At 65.0% G+C, this 17895-nt stretch carries 19 protein-coding genes; 12 read left to right on the top strand and 7 right to left on the bottom strand.

The window, feature by feature from the left end:
* Positions 1-6 precede the first annotated feature (6 nt).
* The 3 genes from FJ988_RS10130 to FJ988_RS10120 form a co-directional block, all read right to left on the bottom strand.
* Positions 7-1152, bottom strand: a complete 1146-nt coding sequence (locus tag FJ988_RS10130) for an ABC transporter ATP-binding protein (protein WP_140817025.1) — start codon at positions 1150-1152, stop codon at positions 7-9.
* A gap of 89 nt (positions 1153-1241) precedes the next feature.
* A complete protein-coding gene (locus tag FJ988_RS10125) occupies positions 1242-2192 on the bottom strand; it encodes a PfkB family carbohydrate kinase (RefSeq protein ID WP_140817023.1) in 951 nt (316 codons plus the stop codon).
* 3 nt (positions 2193-2195) lie between these two features.
* Positions 2196-2996, bottom strand: coding sequence for a class I fructose-bisphosphate aldolase (locus FJ988_RS10120; RefSeq protein WP_140817022.1), 801 nt, complete (start codon positions 2994-2996; stop codon positions 2196-2198).
* Positions 2997-3181: 185 nt separating this feature from the next.
* Here FJ988_RS10120 and FJ988_RS10115 point away from each other — a divergent pair, with 185 nt between their 5' ends.
* Complete coding sequence (locus FJ988_RS10115) at positions 3182-4330, top strand: Gfo/Idh/MocA family protein (RefSeq protein WP_140817020.1); 1149 nt, start codon at positions 3182-3184, stop codon at positions 4328-4330.
* Between the two features lie 8 nt (positions 4331-4338).
* Positions 4339-5292: an alpha/beta hydrolase gene (locus FJ988_RS10110; RefSeq protein WP_140817018.1), complete on the top strand. Its 954-nt coding sequence runs from the start codon at positions 4339-4341 to the stop codon at positions 5290-5292.
* Here the strand turns inward: FJ988_RS10110 and FJ988_RS10105 are convergent.
* Positions 5289-6311 (bottom strand): LacI family DNA-binding transcriptional regulator, encoded by a 1023-nt coding sequence (locus tag FJ988_RS10105; RefSeq protein ID WP_140817016.1) that lies wholly within the window; start codon positions 6309-6311, stop codon positions 5289-5291. The genes FJ988_RS10110 and FJ988_RS10105 overlap by 4 nt on opposite strands.
* A gap of 244 nt (positions 6312-6555) precedes the next feature.
* Complete coding sequence (hutH, locus tag FJ988_RS10100) at positions 6556-8052, bottom strand: histidine ammonia-lyase (RefSeq protein WP_140817015.1); 1497 nt, start codon at positions 8050-8052, stop codon at positions 6556-6558.
* 205 nt (positions 8053-8257) lie between these two features.
* Between hutH and FJ988_RS10095 the strand changes: the two genes are divergently transcribed.
* The 10 genes from FJ988_RS10095 to FJ988_RS10050 all read left to right on the top strand — a co-directional run bounded on the left by FJ988_RS10095 (position 8258) and on the right by FJ988_RS10050 (position 16372).
* A complete protein-coding gene (locus tag FJ988_RS10095) occupies positions 8258-8746 on the top strand; it encodes a carboxymuconolactone decarboxylase family protein (RefSeq protein ID WP_140817014.1) in 489 nt (162 codons plus the stop codon).
* Positions 8746-9603 (top strand): sigma-70 family RNA polymerase sigma factor, encoded by an 858-nt coding sequence (locus tag FJ988_RS10090; RefSeq protein ID WP_140817013.1) that lies wholly within the window; start codon positions 8746-8748, stop codon positions 9601-9603. The genes FJ988_RS10095 and FJ988_RS10090 overlap by 1 nt, the downstream gene beginning before the upstream one ends.
* Before the next feature lie 85 nt (positions 9604-9688).
* The gene (locus FJ988_RS10085) at positions 9689-9979 is read left to right on the top strand and encodes a hypothetical protein (RefSeq protein WP_407067704.1); all 291 of its coding nucleotides are present in this window, start codon (positions 9689-9691) and stop codon (positions 9977-9979) included.
* 154 nt (positions 9980-10133) lie between these two features.
* Complete coding sequence (locus tag FJ988_RS10080; RefSeq protein ID WP_140817012.1) at positions 10134-11336, top strand: ABC transporter substrate-binding protein; 1203 nt, start codon at positions 10134-10136, stop codon at positions 11334-11336.
* Between the two features lie 80 nt (positions 11337-11416).
* Entirely contained in the window at positions 11417-12283 is an 867-nt protein-coding gene (locus FJ988_RS10075; RefSeq protein WP_140817011.1) for a branched-chain amino acid ABC transporter permease, read from the top strand.
* A gap of 7 nt (positions 12284-12290) precedes the next feature.
* Complete coding sequence (locus tag FJ988_RS10070) at positions 12291-13271, top strand: branched-chain amino acid ABC transporter permease (RefSeq protein ID WP_140817010.1); 981 nt, start codon at positions 12291-12293, stop codon at positions 13269-13271.
* Between the two features lie 3 nt (positions 13272-13274).
* Complete coding sequence (locus tag FJ988_RS10065; RefSeq protein WP_140817008.1) at positions 13275-14054, top strand: ABC transporter ATP-binding protein; 780 nt, start codon at positions 13275-13277, stop codon at positions 14052-14054.
* The gene (locus FJ988_RS10060) at positions 14051-14773 is read left to right on the top strand and encodes an ABC transporter ATP-binding protein (RefSeq protein WP_140817006.1); all 723 of its coding nucleotides are present in this window, start codon (positions 14051-14053) and stop codon (positions 14771-14773) included. The genes FJ988_RS10065 and FJ988_RS10060 overlap by 4 nt, the downstream gene beginning before the upstream one ends.
* 11 nt (positions 14774-14784) lie before the next feature.
* The gene (locus FJ988_RS10055; protein ID WP_140817004.1) at positions 14785-15528 is read left to right on the top strand and encodes an aspartate/glutamate racemase family protein; all 744 of its coding nucleotides are present in this window, start codon (positions 14785-14787) and stop codon (positions 15526-15528) included.
* 136 nt (positions 15529-15664) lie between these two features.
* Positions 15665-16372, top strand: a complete 708-nt coding sequence (locus tag FJ988_RS10050; RefSeq protein WP_140817002.1) for a GntR family transcriptional regulator — start codon at positions 15665-15667, stop codon at positions 16370-16372.
* Between the two features lie 154 nt (positions 16373-16526).
* Here the strand turns inward: FJ988_RS10050 and FJ988_RS10045 are convergent, their stop codons facing one another.
* Both FJ988_RS10045 and FJ988_RS10040 read right to left on the bottom strand, forming a co-directional pair.
* Positions 16527-17135 (bottom strand): NAD(P)-dependent oxidoreductase, encoded by a 609-nt coding sequence (locus FJ988_RS10045; RefSeq protein ID WP_140817000.1) that lies wholly within the window; start codon positions 17133-17135, stop codon positions 16527-16529.
* 35 nt (positions 17136-17170) lie between these two features.
* Positions 17171-17809, bottom strand: coding sequence for a DsbA family protein (locus FJ988_RS10040; protein WP_140816998.1), 639 nt, complete (start codon positions 17807-17809; stop codon positions 17171-17173).
* Positions 17810-17895: the final 86 nt, after the last annotated feature.

The following is a 17895-nucleotide window of genomic DNA, read 5'->3' as shown; positions in this document are numbered from 1 at the left end:
AATTCTTCAGATCGCCAGATGCGTCTCGGGATCGAAGAAATGGAGTTTGCTATCATCCAGGGCCAACCGGATTTCCGAGCCGGAGTGGACCGCGCTTTCCGGCTCGAATTTCGCCACCGCGTTCGACGCCATGCCGAAATCCTGCACCGCATCCGGATCGCCGGAGTCCACCCGGACCGCGTCGATCTTCAGATGCACGATATGTTCGGACCCGAGCTCTTCGATCGAGGTCACCTTTGCCGGCAGCGTCTGATACTTGCGGCCGGATTCGAGGCCGCTGTCATAGAGATGCTCCGGCCGGATCCCGAACACGATTTTGCGTCCCGCATAGGACCTCAGGCCCGGCCTGCGCACGAAGGCTGCATCCTGCAGCCGGATGGCAAAGCTGCCGGCGATCAGTTCGTCGCCCTTCAGCGTCCCCTCGAAAAGGTTCATCGAGGGAGAACCGATGAAGCCGGCGACGAAGGCGTTCACGGGCGACTCGTAGAGCCGCTTCGGTGTGTCGACCTGCTGCAGCACGCCGCCCTTCAGCACCGCGACCCTGTCGCCCATCGTCATCGCTTCGGTCTGGTCGTGGGTCACGTAGATGGTGGTCACGCCGAGCTGCTTTTGCAGGCTGGTGATTTCGGCGCGCATCTGGACACGCAGCTTCGCGTCCAGATTGGAAAGCGGCTCGTCCATAAGAAAGGCGGCCGGTTCGCGCACCATGGCGCGGCCCATGGCAACCCGCTGGCGCTGTCCACCGGAGAGGTTGGCGGGTTTGCTGTCCAGCAGCGACGTCAGCTGAAGGATCTTGGCGATCTCGTCGACGCGTTTCTTGCGCTCGGCCTTGGGCTTGCCCGCCAGCCGCATCGAAAAGGCGATGTTTTCGGACACCGTCATATGCGGGTAGAGCGCATAGCTCTGGAAGACCATGGCGATGTCGCGGTCCTTGGGCGGCATGTCGACGACGTCGACGCCGCCGATGCGAAGGCTGCCGCTGGTGATGTCCTCCAGTCCCGCGATCATCCGCAACGCGGTGGATTTGCCGCAGCCGGACGGCCCCACCAGAATCAGGAACTCGCCGTCTTCGACCGACAGGTTCAATTGGTCGATCGCGCGAAAATTGTTCCCGTAGGTTTTGCAGATATTCTCAAGAATGACTTCTGCCATATTCCTCCCTCCACAAGTCCAAGCCGATGATTTTTGTTGTTCTTCTTGGCTTATTTCGCCTGTGAAATATTTCTTCGGATCGTTTCAGCCTATGTTCCGGTATCGAGTTGCGCATACTGCAGGTCGACTGCAGACGGCGCGTTCGCCGATGACAGCATTTCAGTGACCTGGTCGTTGGTCGGAAGCGCCTCGCGACCGCCGTGCCCCGTTATCGAAAGGGCCGCCGCGGCGGCGGCGAATGCCACCCGGCCGGCGGTGTCGGCGCCGCGCGTCAATGCATGGGCATAGGCGCCATGAAAGCAGTCGCCAGCGCCGGTCGTGTCGACGACGGCAACCCGGTGCGGCGGCAGGTGCCAGAGCCCTGTCTCTTCACGCCCGCGATAATATACGCCCCTGCCGCCATCGGTCAGAACGACGGCGGACCGCGACGGCGACCACAGTCGATCGAGCATCTCGGCGGGCGATGGGCAGCCCGTGGCGGCCCGCGCAAAGCCGAGCGGGAGAATGAGATGGTCGCAGAGCGCGATCAGCCTCTCGGTAGCAGGGCCGCTGCTCCATTCGATATCGCCGAGGATCGCAAGGCCGAGATCGCGGGCGCGGGCCACGACATCCAGTGAGCGGATCGCGTAACTGTCGACGATCAGCACGGCCGCCTTGCGGAGCACTTCATCCGGAAAGTCCGGTGCGGTGCCCAGCATCGCTTCGTCGTCATAGGCGATGAACCGTTCTCCGTCCGAGCCGACGGTGATGCGCGAGTGCACCGGGCGCGCATCGGCGTGGCGCGGCGCGAACGCGGTCTCGACGCCGCTCTCGATGAGATCGCACAGCACGGCGTCGTCTGCGGCGCTACTAAGCCAGCCGACGAACCCTGCGCTTCCGCCGAGCCGCGCGACGGCGGCAAGCGCCGTCGCGACATTTCCGCCGAAAGCCCGAGCGCTTTGCCGAACCTTCCCCTTGCCCGCCGATAACGGCCGATCGACATAGACGATGTCGTCGATCGCAATGGCGCCGAAGCCGAGGATCGAGGGGACGGCGGGCATCGTTCAGGCGCCCGCCTTGGCCAGGGCGTCTTCTGCCGACAGGCCGTCATGGATGACGCCGCGAAAGGCAAGCGCTGCCTTCTGCGGGTCGCCATGCCCCCACAGATTGCGGCCCACCACGGCGCCGCGCGCGCCGGCGCGGATGGCGTCCGCCGTCTGCTGAAGCGCGCCGAGCAGCGTATCGGTCTTCGGCCCGCCCGCGATCACGACCGGCACCGGGCAGGTCCGGACGGTCTCCCGGAACGATTCGAAATCGCCGGTGTAGCCGATCTTGATGACATCGACGCCGGACTCGTAGCCGATGCGCGCCGCATAGGCGATCTCGTCGGGGGTGAAGACGATCTTTGGCCCGTCGGTGAAATCACGCGGGTAGATATGCGCCACCACCGGCATGCCGTAGCGGGCCGCCGCATTCACCGAATCCGTCAGCCAGCGAATGTATTTGCCCTCGGTCGCGCCGCGCACAGGAATGGCCACGGCCAATGCATCGGCGCCCGCCCGCACCGCATCCTCGGGCGTTGCGATCAGCTCGCTGATGCGATCGTCCGGGGTGAAGCAGCCGGCCTGGATCACCAGGGAAGCCTTGCCCGCATATTGAGGCCAAAGATGGCGCGCGGTGCCGGGCTGGATGCTGACATAGTCGGGCTTGCCCGCCATGACGCGCGCCAGCGCTCCGGGCAGATCTGCAAGGCCGCCTTTGCGCACGTCGCCATAGCCGACGAAGTGGTCGACCGCGCCGCCAAAAAGGTTGCCCGATGGATGCGAGAAGAGGCGCGCAAGGCGCACCTTGGTTCCTAGGCTCATAAGTCCGAATTCCCTGATCTTGAAAAGCCGGCGGCCTCCGATATCGAGCCGGCATGTTCGTATGCTCTATAAAAATTTTACGCGCGTCAAGAATTAAAATGCTGTATAGCGAATCTTGAAAAAATCGCGCGCCGCCTCTTTAGGAGGCCGCCCGCATGCGCTGCCGCTCGGGAGGTCGAGTAGAAATGCAAGGAAAATCAGGGTCGAAGCTCGGCATCGGCGTCGTCGGCTGCGGCAATATTTCGATGACTTACCTGCGCAACGCGGCGCTTTTCACCGGCGTGGAATTGCGCGCCTGCGCCGACATTTCCGCCGATATGGCCGCGCTGCGCGCCAAGGAATATGGCATCCGCGCGCTGTCGGTGGATGAACTGATGGCCGATCCGGAGGTCGATCTCGTCCTCAACCTGACCATCCCCGCCGCGCATTTCGACGTCTCGTTTTCGGCGCTCTCGGCCGGCAAGCATGTCTTCACCGAAAAGCCGCTCGCCACCTCGGCCAGCGACGGCCGCAAGCTCGTCGCGGAGGCCGCGAAGCGCGGGCTTGCCATCGGCTCGGCGCCAGACACTTTCCTCGGCGCAGGCGGACGCCGCGCGCGCCGCCTGATGGATGAGGGCGCGATCGGCCGCGCCGTGACCGGCACCGCCTTCATGATGGGCCGCGGCATGGAACACTGGCATCCCAACCCGCAATTCTACTATCAGCCGGGCGGCGGTCCGGTCTTCGACATGGGTCCCTATTATCTCACCCAACTGGTCAATCTGCTGGGCCCGGTCGCCCGCGTCATGGCGATGGCGACGCGCGGCCAGGAAGAGCGGCTGATCACCGCCGATGGCCCCTACAAGAACACAAGCTTCAAGGTCGGCACGCCCACCAACATCCTGTCGCTGCTCGAATTCCGTTCCGGCGCCACCGTCACCTTCGGCGCCTCCTGGGACGTCTTCAAGCATTCCAACCATCCGATCGAACTGCACGGCACGGAAGGCTCGCTCAGGCTCCCCGATCCCGACACATTCGGCGGCACCGTCTCGTTGTCCGAGCGCGGCGCCGACTGGAAGGATTTCGAGAGTGAGCAGGAACTCTATGGCGCCCGCAACTGGCCCTATGCGGCGCCCAACCGCGCCAATTACCGCATGCTCGGCGTCGCCGACCTGGCGCGCTCGCTGTCGCAGAAGCGAAAGCCGCGCGCGTCTGGCGAACTGGCCCTGCACGTGCTGGAGATCATGGAGGCGATCCTGGCCTCCGGCGAAAGCCGCAACTCGGTCGCCATCGTCGGCACCGTCGACCAGCCGCCGCTGCTCGGTGAGGACGAAGCGGCGAGCCTGCTTGCCTGAGCGCGTTCATGTCGCCCCAACTCGATCCGCAAGCGCGGAAGGTTCTCGATCTCGGCCGGCAAGGTAGCGGTCCGCCCTTTGAGGCCGGCACTCCGGACGAGGCACGGCGCGCCTATGAGGAAGGCCTTCCCGGCCTTCAAGGCGAGCGAGAGCCCATCGCTTCGGTGCGCGACCAAACCATCGCCGGACCCGGTGGTCCTCTCAAGGTTCGGGTCTATCGCGGGCAGGGCGCCTCCGCCGCCAGCGCGCCGGCGCTGCTCTATCTGCATGGCGGCGGCTGGGTGATCGGCAATCTCTCGTCGCATGACGAGATCTGCCGCTGGTTCGCCAACATCGCCGACTGCGTCGTCGTTGCGCCCGACTACCGGCTGGCGCCCGAGCACAAGTTCCCGGCCGCGGTCGAAGACTGCCGCGCCGTGATCTCCTTCATGCAGGATTCGGCCGGAGAGCTCGGCATCGATTCCAACCGCATCGCCGTCGCCGGTGACAGCGCCGGCGGCAACCTTGCCGCGGTGCTGGCGCTGCTTGCCCGCGAGGACAAGTGCTCGCTGACCGCGCAGCTCCTGCTCTATCCCAACACCGATGCCGCGCAGACGGCGGACAGCTACCGCCGCTTCGGCGAGGGTTTTGGCCTGACCGCCGCGACCATGGCCTGGTTCCGCGACCACTATATCCGCGACCCGGCCGACATCGAGGATTGGCGCGTCTCGCCGCTCAGGGCCAAAAGCCTTGCTGGAGCGGCGCCGGCCTTCGTCGCCATTGCCAGCCACGACATCCTCGCGGACGAAGGCGAGGCCTATGCGCAGCGGCTGGAAGCGGATGGCGTGCCGGTGGTGCTCAAGCATTGGCCGGGGCAGATCCACGGCTTCGTCTCTATGGGGCGGCACGGTCTGGCATCACGGCAGGCGGTCGAGGCCGCGGTTGCCGTTTGGCGTGAGTTCGACCCGAGATGGGTAGATTAAGCCGACTGACGCATCACCAGCGTCGCGTCGAGATGAACCTTCGCCGCGACCTTCGTTTCGTCTTCGTCGAGCAGCGCCAGCAGCATCTCGACGCTGCGGCCGGCCATTGCGGCGAAATCCTGCGCCATGGTGGTCAGCGCCGGGCAGGTATAGCGGCTGAGCGGATGGTCGTCATGCGCGGCAACGCGCAGGTCGCAATCGGGCCTGCGCCCCACCTTCAACCCTTTTGAGAAGGCCGCAGCCATCACGCCGAAGGCGAGGCGGTCGTTGTTGCACAGGATGGTCTTGCCGGGCAGCCCGCCATTGTCGAGCAGCTTCTCGGTTTGCTCGTAGCCGATGCGCTCGAAGTCCCAGGTGTAGTCGCCGGTGTTGCCGAAGACGACCGGCTCGAAGCCGAGCTGCTGCATCGAGGCGATGTAGCTCGCCAGGCGCTCCGGCGAATTGTGGTTGACATGCGGGATGTCGAAATAGACCGGGGCGTCGCCGGAGCGGCAGAGATAGTCGACGATGGTCGCCACGCTCTTTGCGTTGTTGTTGCCGACAAAGGGCGTGTCGCCTTCGAGGAATGTATCGAAATAAACGATCGGTATCGCCTGCGTCAGCTTCTCCAGCGTCCGCCGGTCGGACCGCCGCCCGAGCGGCGCGACCAGCGCGCCGGAGACTTTCAGCGACAGGATCGTGCGCGTCGCCTCGATCTCGAGCTCGGTCGAGCCGTGCGAGGAGATGACGATCGGCCAGTAGCCTTCGTCGCGCAGCCTGAGCTCGATGCGGCTGACCATCTCCGAATAGAACGGGTCGGTCACCGTCGGCACGACGATGCCGATGCTGCGTGTGCGCTTGCGGTTGAGGTTGCGGGCGAACAGGTTCGGCTGGTAGTCCGAGGAGCGCAGCGCCTCTTCGATGCGCTTTCTGGTGGCGGGCTTCACGCTGGTCGGATCGTCGAAGAACTTCGACAGTGTTGGCCTGGAGACGCCGCAGGAACGGGCGAAATCCTCCATCGTCTTGTGCGTCATCGCCATTCAAACCCTCGCGGCATGGATTTCTGACCTGGTCCATGCACCGCCCCGTCGCTTTCCTTACGGTGCGCCGGCGCGCGACTGCAAGTTGAAACTTTACAGGAAGCTCTGCAAGTTTCAACGCGTTGCGAGAATTTATCGCATGCGTAAAATTTTGAGTGACGCGGATATGGCCGGACGAAAGCATTGCTGCTCACGCGCGATCGTAACGGGCTTTGGCGCCCCGGCGAGAAAGCGCCTGCGGGGGTCACAGCCGAGGGTTAGCCACCATCCGCGCCACCCGCGCCATGTCGGCGCTCATCTCGCGGTCGTCGTCGAGCGGGGCGACCAGCGCACGCACGGCATCATAGCTGCGCCGCGGGCCTTCGCCCATCGAGTCCAGCACGCCGCGCAACTCGACGCCGGTGGCGGCGAAGATCAGTTCCATCGCCACCAGATAGCGCAGCCGCTCGATGATCCCGGCCGTCTTGGCCACCACGCGCGGCGCCATCGACGACTGGTCCTCGACGCCGTCCGAAATGGCCAAGGGGCTGAGCGACATCGGATTGGCTAGGTGCCGGATCTCCGCTTCGAGCGCGGCGACCGGCTTCTGCAGTTCCGCATAGCCCTGGCGGCTGCCGCCCCGGGCCGACAGGAAGCGCGGCAGTTCCGCCACCGTCGGCGACATCAGCTTCATCGAGCGGTTGGCGGTGCCGACCGCGCAATGCGCCAGCGCCTGGCCGAGATTTTCCCAGGTCAGCGTGAAGGCCGTCAGGTCGAAATTGCCGTTTGAAACGACCCGCTCGGCCTCAGGCAGGATGACCGGATTGTCGCCGGAATGGCCAAGCTCGATCTCGGTCGCCAGCTTGGCCTGCTCATAGGCATGGAGCAGCCCGCCCCAGACTTGCGGCACGCAGCGGAAGCTGAGCGGGTCCTGCAGGCGCCTCGCGGCATTATCCTGCCAGAGCCCGCTGCCAAAAAGCTCGGCCCTCAGCCGCGCGCCGATCTCTTGCTGGCCGAAGGCCGGCCGTGCCGCCAGCGCGTCCTCGTCGATCGCCTTGAGCGACGCGCGGAACGCCTCGTAGTTGAGGGCGACGGCCGCCAGCGACCAGTCGATCAGGCAGGCGACCTCTTCCAGCGCCAGGCATGCCGCGCCGGTCGACAGGCTGTTGGCGACGATGATGGCATGGCCGTCCTTCTCGCGCAGGTCGAGCGGCTCCAGCCCGGCGAGCTTCAGCGCCTCGGCCGACGGCATGATCCTGCCCTGATACTCCGTCTCGCCGTCGCCGCGCAGCGCGCGCGCCAGATGACCGAGCGGCGCGAGGTCGGCGGCGCCGACCGAACCCCAACTGGGGATCACCGGGTGGACGCCGGCATTGAGCGCCGCGACCAGGCCCATGACCACGCCTTCCGACGTCCCGGTGCCGCCCGCCGCCATGCCGCAGATGCGCGCGACCATCAGCGCCCGCACTGCCTCGGTCGGTAGCGACGGGCCGGCGCCCATCGAGTGGCTGAGCGGCACGCTGTGCTGGAAGGCGATCAGGTCGGCTTGCGCCAACGGCGTGTCGACACAGGCGCCTAGCCCGGTGGTGACGCCGTAGAGCGGCTTGCCGAGCTGCGTGAGATGCTCGATCAGCGCCCGGCTGGCGCGGATGCGGCGCATGGCTTCCTCGCCGAGCACCAGCCGCGCATTGCGCCGCGCGATCTCGGCGACATCGGCGATGCCGAGCGGCTTGGCGTCGAGGACGATCACTCTCACTGTCATCTGGCTATTCCTTGTGCGTCTGGCACCGCTGACCGGACCAATGCAGGATATCCGGCATCGATGCCGGCCATTGTCGAAAATCCGCCCCTGCGATTGCCGTTATCTTTCTTCAATTGGCGGCACGGCAGCGAAAAAATCCGCGTCGATGTCACATTGGGCAAAGCCTCGCTCGTCTTGTGGTCGCAAGCAACGAAAGGAACCGACCATGACTGTCAGACTTGACCCCCTTGCCGCCGCCCCTTCGCTGATGAAGGAGTGGCATCGCGCCTCGCTCGCCATCGCCGGCAGCCTCGACCCGGCTCTGGCCGAGCTTATCGAGATCCGCGCCTCGCAGATCAACGGCTGTGCCAATTGCATCAACATGCATTCGACCTATGCCCGCGAGCGCGGCGAGACCGAGCAGCGCATCTATCTGTTGTCGGCCTGGCGCGAGGCGCCGTGCTATGCCGACCGCGAGCGCGCCGCGCTCGGCTGGACCGAAGCGCTGACGCGCATCTGCGAAGGCCATACGCATGAAGTGGCCTATGAGGCGCTGAAGCCGCATTTCTCCGAGGAGGAGCGCGTGAAGCTCACATTGATGATCAACATAATCAATGGCTGGAACCGCATCGCCGTCGGCTTCGGCGGCTTCGTCGATCCGGCGGCCATCAAGGCGTCCAACAAGGCCGCCGTAGCCAAGGCCGCCGCCGCGTGATGGCGGAGCCTGAAAAGACCGGCGCGGCGGTGGCGTTCGAGCCGCTTCGCCCGAAGCTGACGCGCGTCGCCTACCGCATGCTGGGCTCCGTCGCCGACGCCGAGGACGTGGTGCAGGAGGCCTTCATCCGCTGGATGAAGGCCGACCGAGCTGCGGTGCGTCAGCCCGAAGCCTTCCTGCGCCGTACGGTGACGCGGCTTTGCCTCGACCAGCTCAAATCCGCGCGCCGCCAGCGCGAGACCTATGTCGGCGCCTGGCTGCCGGAGCCTCTGGTCGAAGAGGACGAGGTGGACGATGTCAGCCTGCCGCTGATGCTGGCGTTGGAGCGGCTGTCGCCGCTGGAGCGCGCCGCCTTCCTGCTGCATGACGTGTTCGGTCTGCAGTTCGAGGACATCGCCGCCGAAATCGATCGCGATCCGGCCGCCTGCCGCCAGCTGGCTGCGCGGGCGCGTGAGCATGTCCGCGAAGCGCGGCCGCGCTTCAAGGTCGAGAAGCAGCGCGGGCTGGAGATCGCCGAGGCCTTCTTCAACGCCTCGCGCAGCGGCGACTTGAAATCACTCGGCGCCATGCTGAGCGCCGACGTCATCGCCCACGCCGATGGCGGCGGCAAGCGCCCGGCGGCGACCGCGCCGGCCATTGGCTTCGACGCGGTGATGGCGCAATACGCGGTCGTGGTCGCATGGCTCAAGGACAACCGCTCGAAGCTGGTCCGCTACGGCTTCATCAACGGCCTGCCGGGCTTCGTCACGTTGGAGGCCGATGGCGAGCTCCAGACCACCGCGCTCGATATCGACGACGGCAGGATCGCGGCGATCTATGTGATGCGCAATCCAGACAAGCTGCGGCATCTCCACTAGCGTTAAACCATCAGCCAAGGGAACTTTTGCGCCGCTGGTGATTTTGGATATGCTGCGGATCCAAACTGCCAGAAGGTCGCCATCGATGATGAAATATCTCGCTGTCTCTGTGCTTGTGTTTGCCACGGCCGCGACCATGTCCGCCCCAGCGGTTGCGGGCGAAAAGCATCATCATCGCCACCATCGTCATCATCAGGCGGTCGAGCAGGAGCGCTACGTTCCGGCCAGTGACGATCTCCTCTACCAGCTGTTCGGCGGTCCGCGTTATTACGACCAGCAGCTGTTCACCACGGCGGCAGGCGCCTGCTCCTACGACCGCGTCGGGCCGGACGCGAACGCGACGAACAAGATCAACGACCACCATTGCGGGAAGTAGCCGTCGGCCCGTGGCGGCGGTCGCACACATTCCTTCGAAACATTGTATACAAAACATAAGAAAGATGTTGACAATCCGCCGTGAGCGGTTTCCCTTAGGCTATCCGCGCAGCCGCTGAGCAAAACAAAGCGCGATAACCAAAGGGGAACTGCAAATGATCAACCGTCGCTCGACTCTGAAATCAATGGCGCTCGGCGCCGTCTCGACCCTGGCTATTGCCGCCGTCGGCATCTCGTATGCGCAGGCCGAAAACAAGGAACTCAAGATCGGTTTTGTCGGCGTCACCAGCGGTCCTGCCGCCGCCTGGGGCACGTCCAACGTGCGTTCGATGCAGACGCGCGCCGCCTGGCTCAACGAGACCGGCGGCGTCAAGATCGGCAACGACACCTACAATATCAACATCGTCACCTTCGACGACCAGAAGGATCCCAAGCGCGCCATCGCCGGCATGGAGAAAATGGCGCAGGAAGGCATCCACTATGTCGTCGGGCCGAATGTCGATGACGGCGCCGCCGCGGTGCGCCCGGTCGCCGAAGCCAACGGCATTATCTATTTCCCCTACGCTTTCCCCAAGGCGCTCTACCAGAAGCCGGCCTCCAATGCCGTGCTCGGCATGATCGCCAACTACCAGTCGGGTCCGGCGATCTACAAATACCTCAAGGAAAACAAGGGTGTGAAGACGATCGCCTTTGTCGCCGCCAACGAATCCGATCCGCTCAGCCAGCGTGACAGCGGCGTCGAAGCGGCCAAGGCGCTCGGGCTCGACGTCGTCGCCCAGAACGACACCTACCAGAACGACACCCGCGACTTCACCCCGGTGCTGACGCCGATCGTGGCGCTGAAGCCCGACCTTTTGGTGCTGTCGGGCGTCGCGCCGGCCAACGCGCCGCTGCTCATCCGCGCCGCCCGCGAGCTCGGCTTCGAAGGCCTGATCTCGACCGAAACGGCGCAGGACGCCAAGGTCCTGGAGGAGGGCGCCGGCGAATATGCCAACGGCTTCATCTCGGTTGGCGGCGCTTCCACGCCGGAGATCGCTTCCGACGAGATGAAGGAATTCGTCACCCGCTACACCAAGATGTTCGGCGAGTACAACGACGAGTCCAACACCAAGGTCTACGCGCTGGAATACATAATCGACACGCTGAAGGCCAACCCGGCGGCCATCAACGACGTCGCCGAATTCAAGAAGACCATGGACAGCTTCTCGGCGCCCAATCCGTTCCTGAAGGGCGATGCCAAATTAGGCTATGTCGGCACCACATCCTTCGGCCAGAAGCGCCAGCTTTCCGTGCCGATGGTGGTCAACGAGTATAAGGACGGCGCCTTCCAGACGCTCTTCGTCGGCTCCGTCGACTAGCGTAACCTTCGCCTGCGCTTCCTCCTGCTTGCCGGGGGCCCGGACTTCGATCCGGGCTCCGCGGAAGATCGAAGGTGTCCATGGAACAGGTCATCGCCAACGGATTGTATCTCGGTGCCCAATACGCGCTGATCGCGCTGGGGCTCACCCTGATCTTCGCCCTGATGAATGTGCTGAATTTCGCCCACGGGCAGATGTATGTGCTGGGCGGCTTCATCACCTACACCGTCTACGGCCAGCTCGGCCTGCCCTTTGTGGTGGCGCTGCTCGCCTCCGGCGTGACGCTCGCCGTCATCGGCGCGCTGATGGAGAAATTTCTCTTCCGCACCGTCATTCGGCGCAGCCATCGCGAGGAAAGCACCATGCTGCTCGCGGCGGCGACGGCCTTCTTCTTCGATGCCGTCATCTTGCTCCTCTTCGGCGAGAAGCAGCGCGGCGTTCCCAAGATCGTCAAGGGCGTCTTCAACGACGCCGGCATCATTATGCCTTACGACCGCATCGTCGTCGGCGTGCTGGCCATTCTCTTCATCGCCGCCTTCGTGCTCTACATGCAGTACAGCCGGGTCGGCCGCGCCATGCGCGCGCTCGCCCAGGACCGCGTCGCGGCTCAGCTGATGGGCGTGCGCGTCGACCGCTATTCGATGATCGGCTTCGCCATGGGCGCCATGCTGGCCGGCGTCGTCGGCGGGCTGCTGGTCACGATCACCGGCGTTAATTCCGGCATCGGCGGCCCGATCTCGATCAAGGCCTTCCTGATGGTGATGATTGGCGGCGCCGGCGTCGTCGGCGGGGCGATTGCCGGCGGCTTCATCCTCGGCATGATGGAGTCGGTCGGCCTCACCGCGCTGCGCGAATATGGCGACATCACCTACCTCGTCATCTTCGCCGCCCTGATGGTGTTCCTGTCGATCCGCCCCAACGGGCTGATGGGCAAGCCGTGGGGTTGATCGCGCCATGACCCTCAACCGCAACACCAGGATCGCCGCGGTCGCCGCCTTCCTGGCGATCGTCTTCATCGCCGTGCCGGCCGCGATCTCGGCAAGCGGCCGCTTCGATCTCTATTACACGCTGACCTCGGTGGCATTGCTCAGTATCGCCAGCGCCGGCGTGTGGCTGACCTTCTATATCGGCCGCATCAACATCGGCCAGGGCGCTTATGCGCTGGCGGGCGGCTATGTCTCGGCGATCCTGGTGATGAACCATGGCTGGCCCTTCTGGCCGACGCTCCCCGTGGCCGGCCTCTTCTGCGCCGCGGCCAGCGTGCTGATCGGCCTGCCGATCCTGCGGCTGCGCGGCGTCTACTTCGCCATGGTGACGCTGACCTTGACCGAGGTCGCGCGCCTGCTAGCGCTGGCCCTGCCGGTCACCAACGGCGCCAAGGGCATCGTCAGCATCCCGCTGCCCGGTGCGCTGTCTGTCTTCGGCGTCACGCTGATCCCGGATTTCGCCACGCTGCAGAATTCGCGGCTCGCCTTCTATCTGCTCGCGGTCACCGTGATGGTGGTCTGCTTCGCGGTGATGTACCGCCTCGTCAACTCGCGCATCGGCAGGCTCTGCCAGTCGCTGCAGCAGAATGAGGAACTCGCCTCATCGATCGGCGTCAACATCGCCTATCTGCGCATCATCGCCTATGCCGTCTCGTCCTTTTTCGGCGGCGTTTCCGGCGCCATCTTCGCCGCCATCTCGCAGTCGATCTATCCGTCGAGCTTCACCGTCACCGATTCCGTCAACTTCATGCTGAACTGCTTCCTCGGCGGCCTCGGCTATGTCTTCGGCCCGATGCTCGGCACGCTGGTACTCTATTTCGGCTGGGACCTCCTGTTCCAGACCGGCCAGTTCCAGTTGCTTATCTATTCGGGCCTGATGATCGTCCTGATGCTGGTTCTGCCCAACGGCCTGCTCAGCCTCTCCGAAGTCGGCCGGAAGAAGGGTTGAGCGATGGCCGAGCTGCTCGAAGTCTCCGGCATCACCAAGCGCTTCGGCGGTCTCGTCGCCGTCAACGACGTCTCCTTCTCGGTGCGCGAAAAGGAGATCCTGTCGGTGATCGGTCCCAACGGCGCCGGCAAGTCGACCTTGTTCAAGCTGATCTCGTCCTTCTTGCGGCCAACGACCGGCGAGGTGCGTCTCAAGGGCGAACGCATCTCCGGCCTCGCGCCGCACATTGCCGCCCGCAAGGGCGTCGTGCGCACCTTCCAGGAAACGACGATCTTCAAGAACATGAGCGTGCGCGACAACGTCGTCATCGCGCATCATCTGCGCTCGAAGGCGAGCCTCTTCGGCTTCTTCCTCGGCACCGGCGCAGCGAAGGCCGACGAGGCGGCCTTCGGGCAGTCCGCCGACGAGATCCTGGCGCTGCTCGGCCTGTCCTCGCTCGCCAATGAGACCGCGCGCAACCTGCCGCATGGCCATTTGCGGGCGCTGGGCATCGCCATCGGCCTTGCCACCAATCCCTCGATCCTTTTGCTCGACGAGCCCTTCGCCGGCATGAACCATGACGAGACCATGCGCATGGTCGAGATGGTGCGGCGCCTGCGCGAACGCGGCCTCACCATCCTGCTGGTCGAGCACGACATGCCGGCGGTGATGAAGATCTCGGACCGCATCGTGGTGCTCAATTTCGGCCAGAAAATCGCAGAGGGAACGCCGTCGCAGATCCAGGCCGACGACAAGGTGATCGAAGCCTATCTCGGCAGCGAAGACGAGGCGATCGGCCTATGAACCAGATCCTCAACTTCGCCAATGTCGAGCTCTATTACGACCATGTCTATGCGCTGAAGGGCGTCTCGCTCGAGGTCAACGAAGGCGAGACCGTGGCGCTGATCGGCGCCAACGGCGCCGGCAAGTCGTCGATCCTTCGCGCCATCACCGGCCTGCGCAAGATCCGGTCGGGCGAGATTCACTATGGCGGCAAGCGCATCGACGGCGCCGCCCCCGATGAGATCGTCAAGATGGGCATCGCCATGGTGCCGGAGGGGCGTCGTGTCTTCCCCTATATGTCGGTCAAGGACAATCTCTTGATGGGCGCCTTCACGCGCAACAGCAAATCCGAGATCGCCGCCTCCATGGAAATGGTGCTGGGGCGCTTTCCCCGGCTCAAGGAGCGTTTCTCGCAGGCCGCAGGCACGATGAGCGGCGGCGAGCAGCAGATGCTGGTCATCGGCCGCGCGCTGATGGCCAAACCAAAGCTCCTGCTGCTCGACGAACCGTCGCTCGGCGTCGCGCCGAAACTCGTCCAGGACATCGCCCGCTCGATCGTCGCCATCAACCGTGACGAGAAGGTCAGCGTGCTTCTGGTCGAACAGAATTCGCGTATGGCGCTGCGCATCTCGCAGCGCGCCTATGCGCTGACCACAGGCAGCGTCGCGCTGAGCGGCAACTCCGCCGAATTGCTGACCGACGACCGGGTCAAGCGTCTTTATCTCGGCGGCGAGATCTGAGGCTGATTGGAATGCGCATACTCGTCATCAACCCCAACACCACCCAATCGATGACCGCCAAGATCCGCGAGGCGGCGGAAAGTGTGGCTTCCGCGGGAACCGAGATCGTCGCCGTCAATCCGGCCGATGGACCGCCAAGCATCGAGGGCTATTTCGACGAGGTCTTTGCCGTGCCTGGCATCATCGCCGAGATGGCCAAGGCGCCGGCGGCGGACGCTTACATCATCGCCTGCTTCGACGACACCGGCCTCGATGCTGCGCGCTGCGCCGCCGAGGCTCCGGTGATCGGCATTGGCGAGGCGGCGTTCCATATGGCCAGCCTCATCGCCGGCAAGTTCAGCGTCGTCACCACGCTCGCCCGCTCGGTTCCGGCGATCGAGCACAATCTGGCGAAGTACGGCCTCGCCTCGCGCTGCGCCAGGGTGCGCTCGTCGGAAGTCGCCGTGCTCGAGCTCGAACGTCCGGGCTCGAATGCAAGACACCGTATATCGGAAGAGATTGCGCGGGCGATCGCCGAGGACAAGGCCGAGGCCATCGTGCTCGGCTGCGCCGGCATGGCCGACCTTGCGCACAGCCTGTCCGAGGAGCACGGCGTTCCGGTGCTGGACGGGGTCGTCTGCGCCGTCACGCTGGCCGAGAGCCTGTTCAGGGTCGGCTTGAAGACATCGAAGATCGGCGGCTATGCCGCGCCGCGCGGCAAGCGCTTTGCCGGCATGTTCGCGCCGCTGTCGCCCGTGGAAGCTGAGATCGTTTAGGCGGCTTGATGCCACCGGCGACCGGCCGGCACCCGGACAGGTGGGATTGACCGCCGCGTGAGCGATACTAGATTGGGCGGGCTGCTGGCGATTTGGGGGCAGATCGGGCCATTTTCGGGGCTCGCGCATTGAAAGCATGTTGACGGTACTCAGGGAAGAAGATGGCGACGACAGGCCGGCAGCGCGCTGGTCGCCGATCTATTATGGGCTGCGCGACGCAATCGTCAGCCATCGGCTCGCCCCGGGCACCAAGCTGCCGGAAGACGAGCTGGCCTCGATCTATTCCGTGAGCCGCACCGTCATCCGCGCCGCTTTGCAGGCGCTGGCGCATGACCGGCTGGCGCGGCTCGAGCCCAATCGCGGCGCCTTCGTTGCCCAGCCGTCGAAAACCGAGGCACGCGAAGTGTTCGAGGCGAGGGCGCTGATCGAGCCGAAGGTGGCGGCACTTGCGGCCAAGGCCGCCGTGCCGTCCGATATCGCGCAGCTGCGCGTGCATCTGGAAAAGGAGCACGAGGCGCTGCATGCCGGCCGCGACAGCGACGCCATCATGCTGTCGGCGCGCTTCCATGTCGGCATCGCCGAGATCGCCGCGCATTCGGTGTTCACCAATTTCGTGCGCGATCTCGTCTCGCACTCCTCGCTGATCATCGCGCTTTACTGGAAGCGCCGCGACGCGACATGCGAGAAGCATGCCCATCACGCGCTGGTCGACGCGATCGAGGCCGGCGACAGCGCCGACGCCGCGGCGCTGATGAACAGCCATCTGGTCGATCTGCTCTCCGGGCTCGACCTCACCGACAAGGTGGAAAAATCGGACAGCCTCGCGGATGTGCTTCGGGCCTGATGCATGTCGCCCAGAAGTGTGCAGCGGTTCTGGGACAACGACATGTATCAAAACAAAAACCCAAAGCGCGTCGCCTGAATCCGGTTCAGCGCGACGCGCTTTAGGGGCCACCGTTTCGGCAGCCCCAGTCAGGTAAGCCGCAGCTACCGTCGACTTAGTAACCGACGGTGAAGCGCTGGCGGACGTGCTTCGGATTTTCGATCTCGTCGGCCATGACGATGGCGTAGTCCTCGAAGGAGATGCTGCTGCCCTTGTCATTGGTCAGCAGCGTGTCCTTGCCGAGGCGGTACATGCTGGTGCGCTCGCCGGCGACGAACAGGGCCGACGGCGACAGGAAGGTCCAGTCGAGGTCGCTGACGGTCCGCAGCGTGTCGAGGAAATCGGCGCCCTTCTGCGCCTCGGCCTTGTAGATGGCCGGAAATTCCGGCGTGTCGACCAGACGCTTGCCGGGCGCGACTTCCAGGCTGCCGGCGCCGCCGACGACGAGGTAGCGCTTGACCCCGGAGGCCCGCGCCGCGGCGATCAGCGTGTCGGGATCGCTGGCGGTGAAATGCACCGAGCTGATGACGGCGTCATGTCCCTTGATCAGCGCGACCAGGCCGTCCTTGTCGAAGACATCGCCCTTGACGGCGGTGACGCCCGGCAGCGCCGCGATCTTCTCCGGGTTGCGGGCGATCGCGGTGATGCTGTGGCCACGGTCGGACAGTTCCTTGAGAAGGCGCGAGCCGACCTGGCCGGACGCGCCGATGAGTGCGATCTTCATGGAAGTTTCCTTTTGCTTGGGGGAGGGGATCCAGGTCACGCCGCCTGGAGGTGGGCGACGAGATTGTCGTAGCTGCCGAACAGCGCGTTCGAGCCGATCAGCCGCGGCCTGTCGTTGCGGATGACGGCAAGCGAGGGAACGCCATTGGCGTTTAGCCTCTCGAACAGCGCACGTCCGCCGCCGACCAGCTCGCGGTTCGCGGCAAGCACCGAGTCCGTCGGCGTCGCCACCAGCCTTGCGGCGCCGGCCATGCCGGCGTCCGCCAGCACCGCGGCCACGCCGCTGGCCGTTACGATGTCGCGACCGTCGACATAGCGGGCATGCTGGATCGCTTTCAGCGCCGGCAGGCGCTGTTGCGGATCGTCCAGGCCGGCGGCGCTTATGCCGAGCGTGGCGGCGCCGGAATCCAGCAACGTGCCGCGCAGATTGAGCACATTGTCGAGGTAGGCCTGGGTGAAACGCTGACCGCTGAGGCGTTCGATGCGCTGGTCGGCGGCCCAGGCGTGGGCGGCGAAACCCGCATCCAGCGGCCGCGCGCCGGCGCCGGAGAACAGGCCGGTCGGCAGCAGGGTCAGCGCGGCGCCGCTCGCTGCGAGCTTGTCCAGCATCGGCGTGGCGCCATAGCACCAGCCGCAGAGCGGGTCGAAGAGATAGGTCACGGTGGCGTGGGTCATGGCTGTGTCGTCCGGGTGTCGTTGTCTCGGACGTAGATGGCAGTTGGCCGGGTTGCGAAAAACCGCGATCAATCATACAAACTGTA

Source organism: Mesorhizobium sp. CU3, assembly GCF_006442965.1.
Classification (GTDB): domain Bacteria; phylum Pseudomonadota; class Alphaproteobacteria; order Rhizobiales; family Rhizobiaceae; genus Mesorhizobium.
This window is presented reverse-complemented; position numbering and strand designations above follow the sequence as displayed.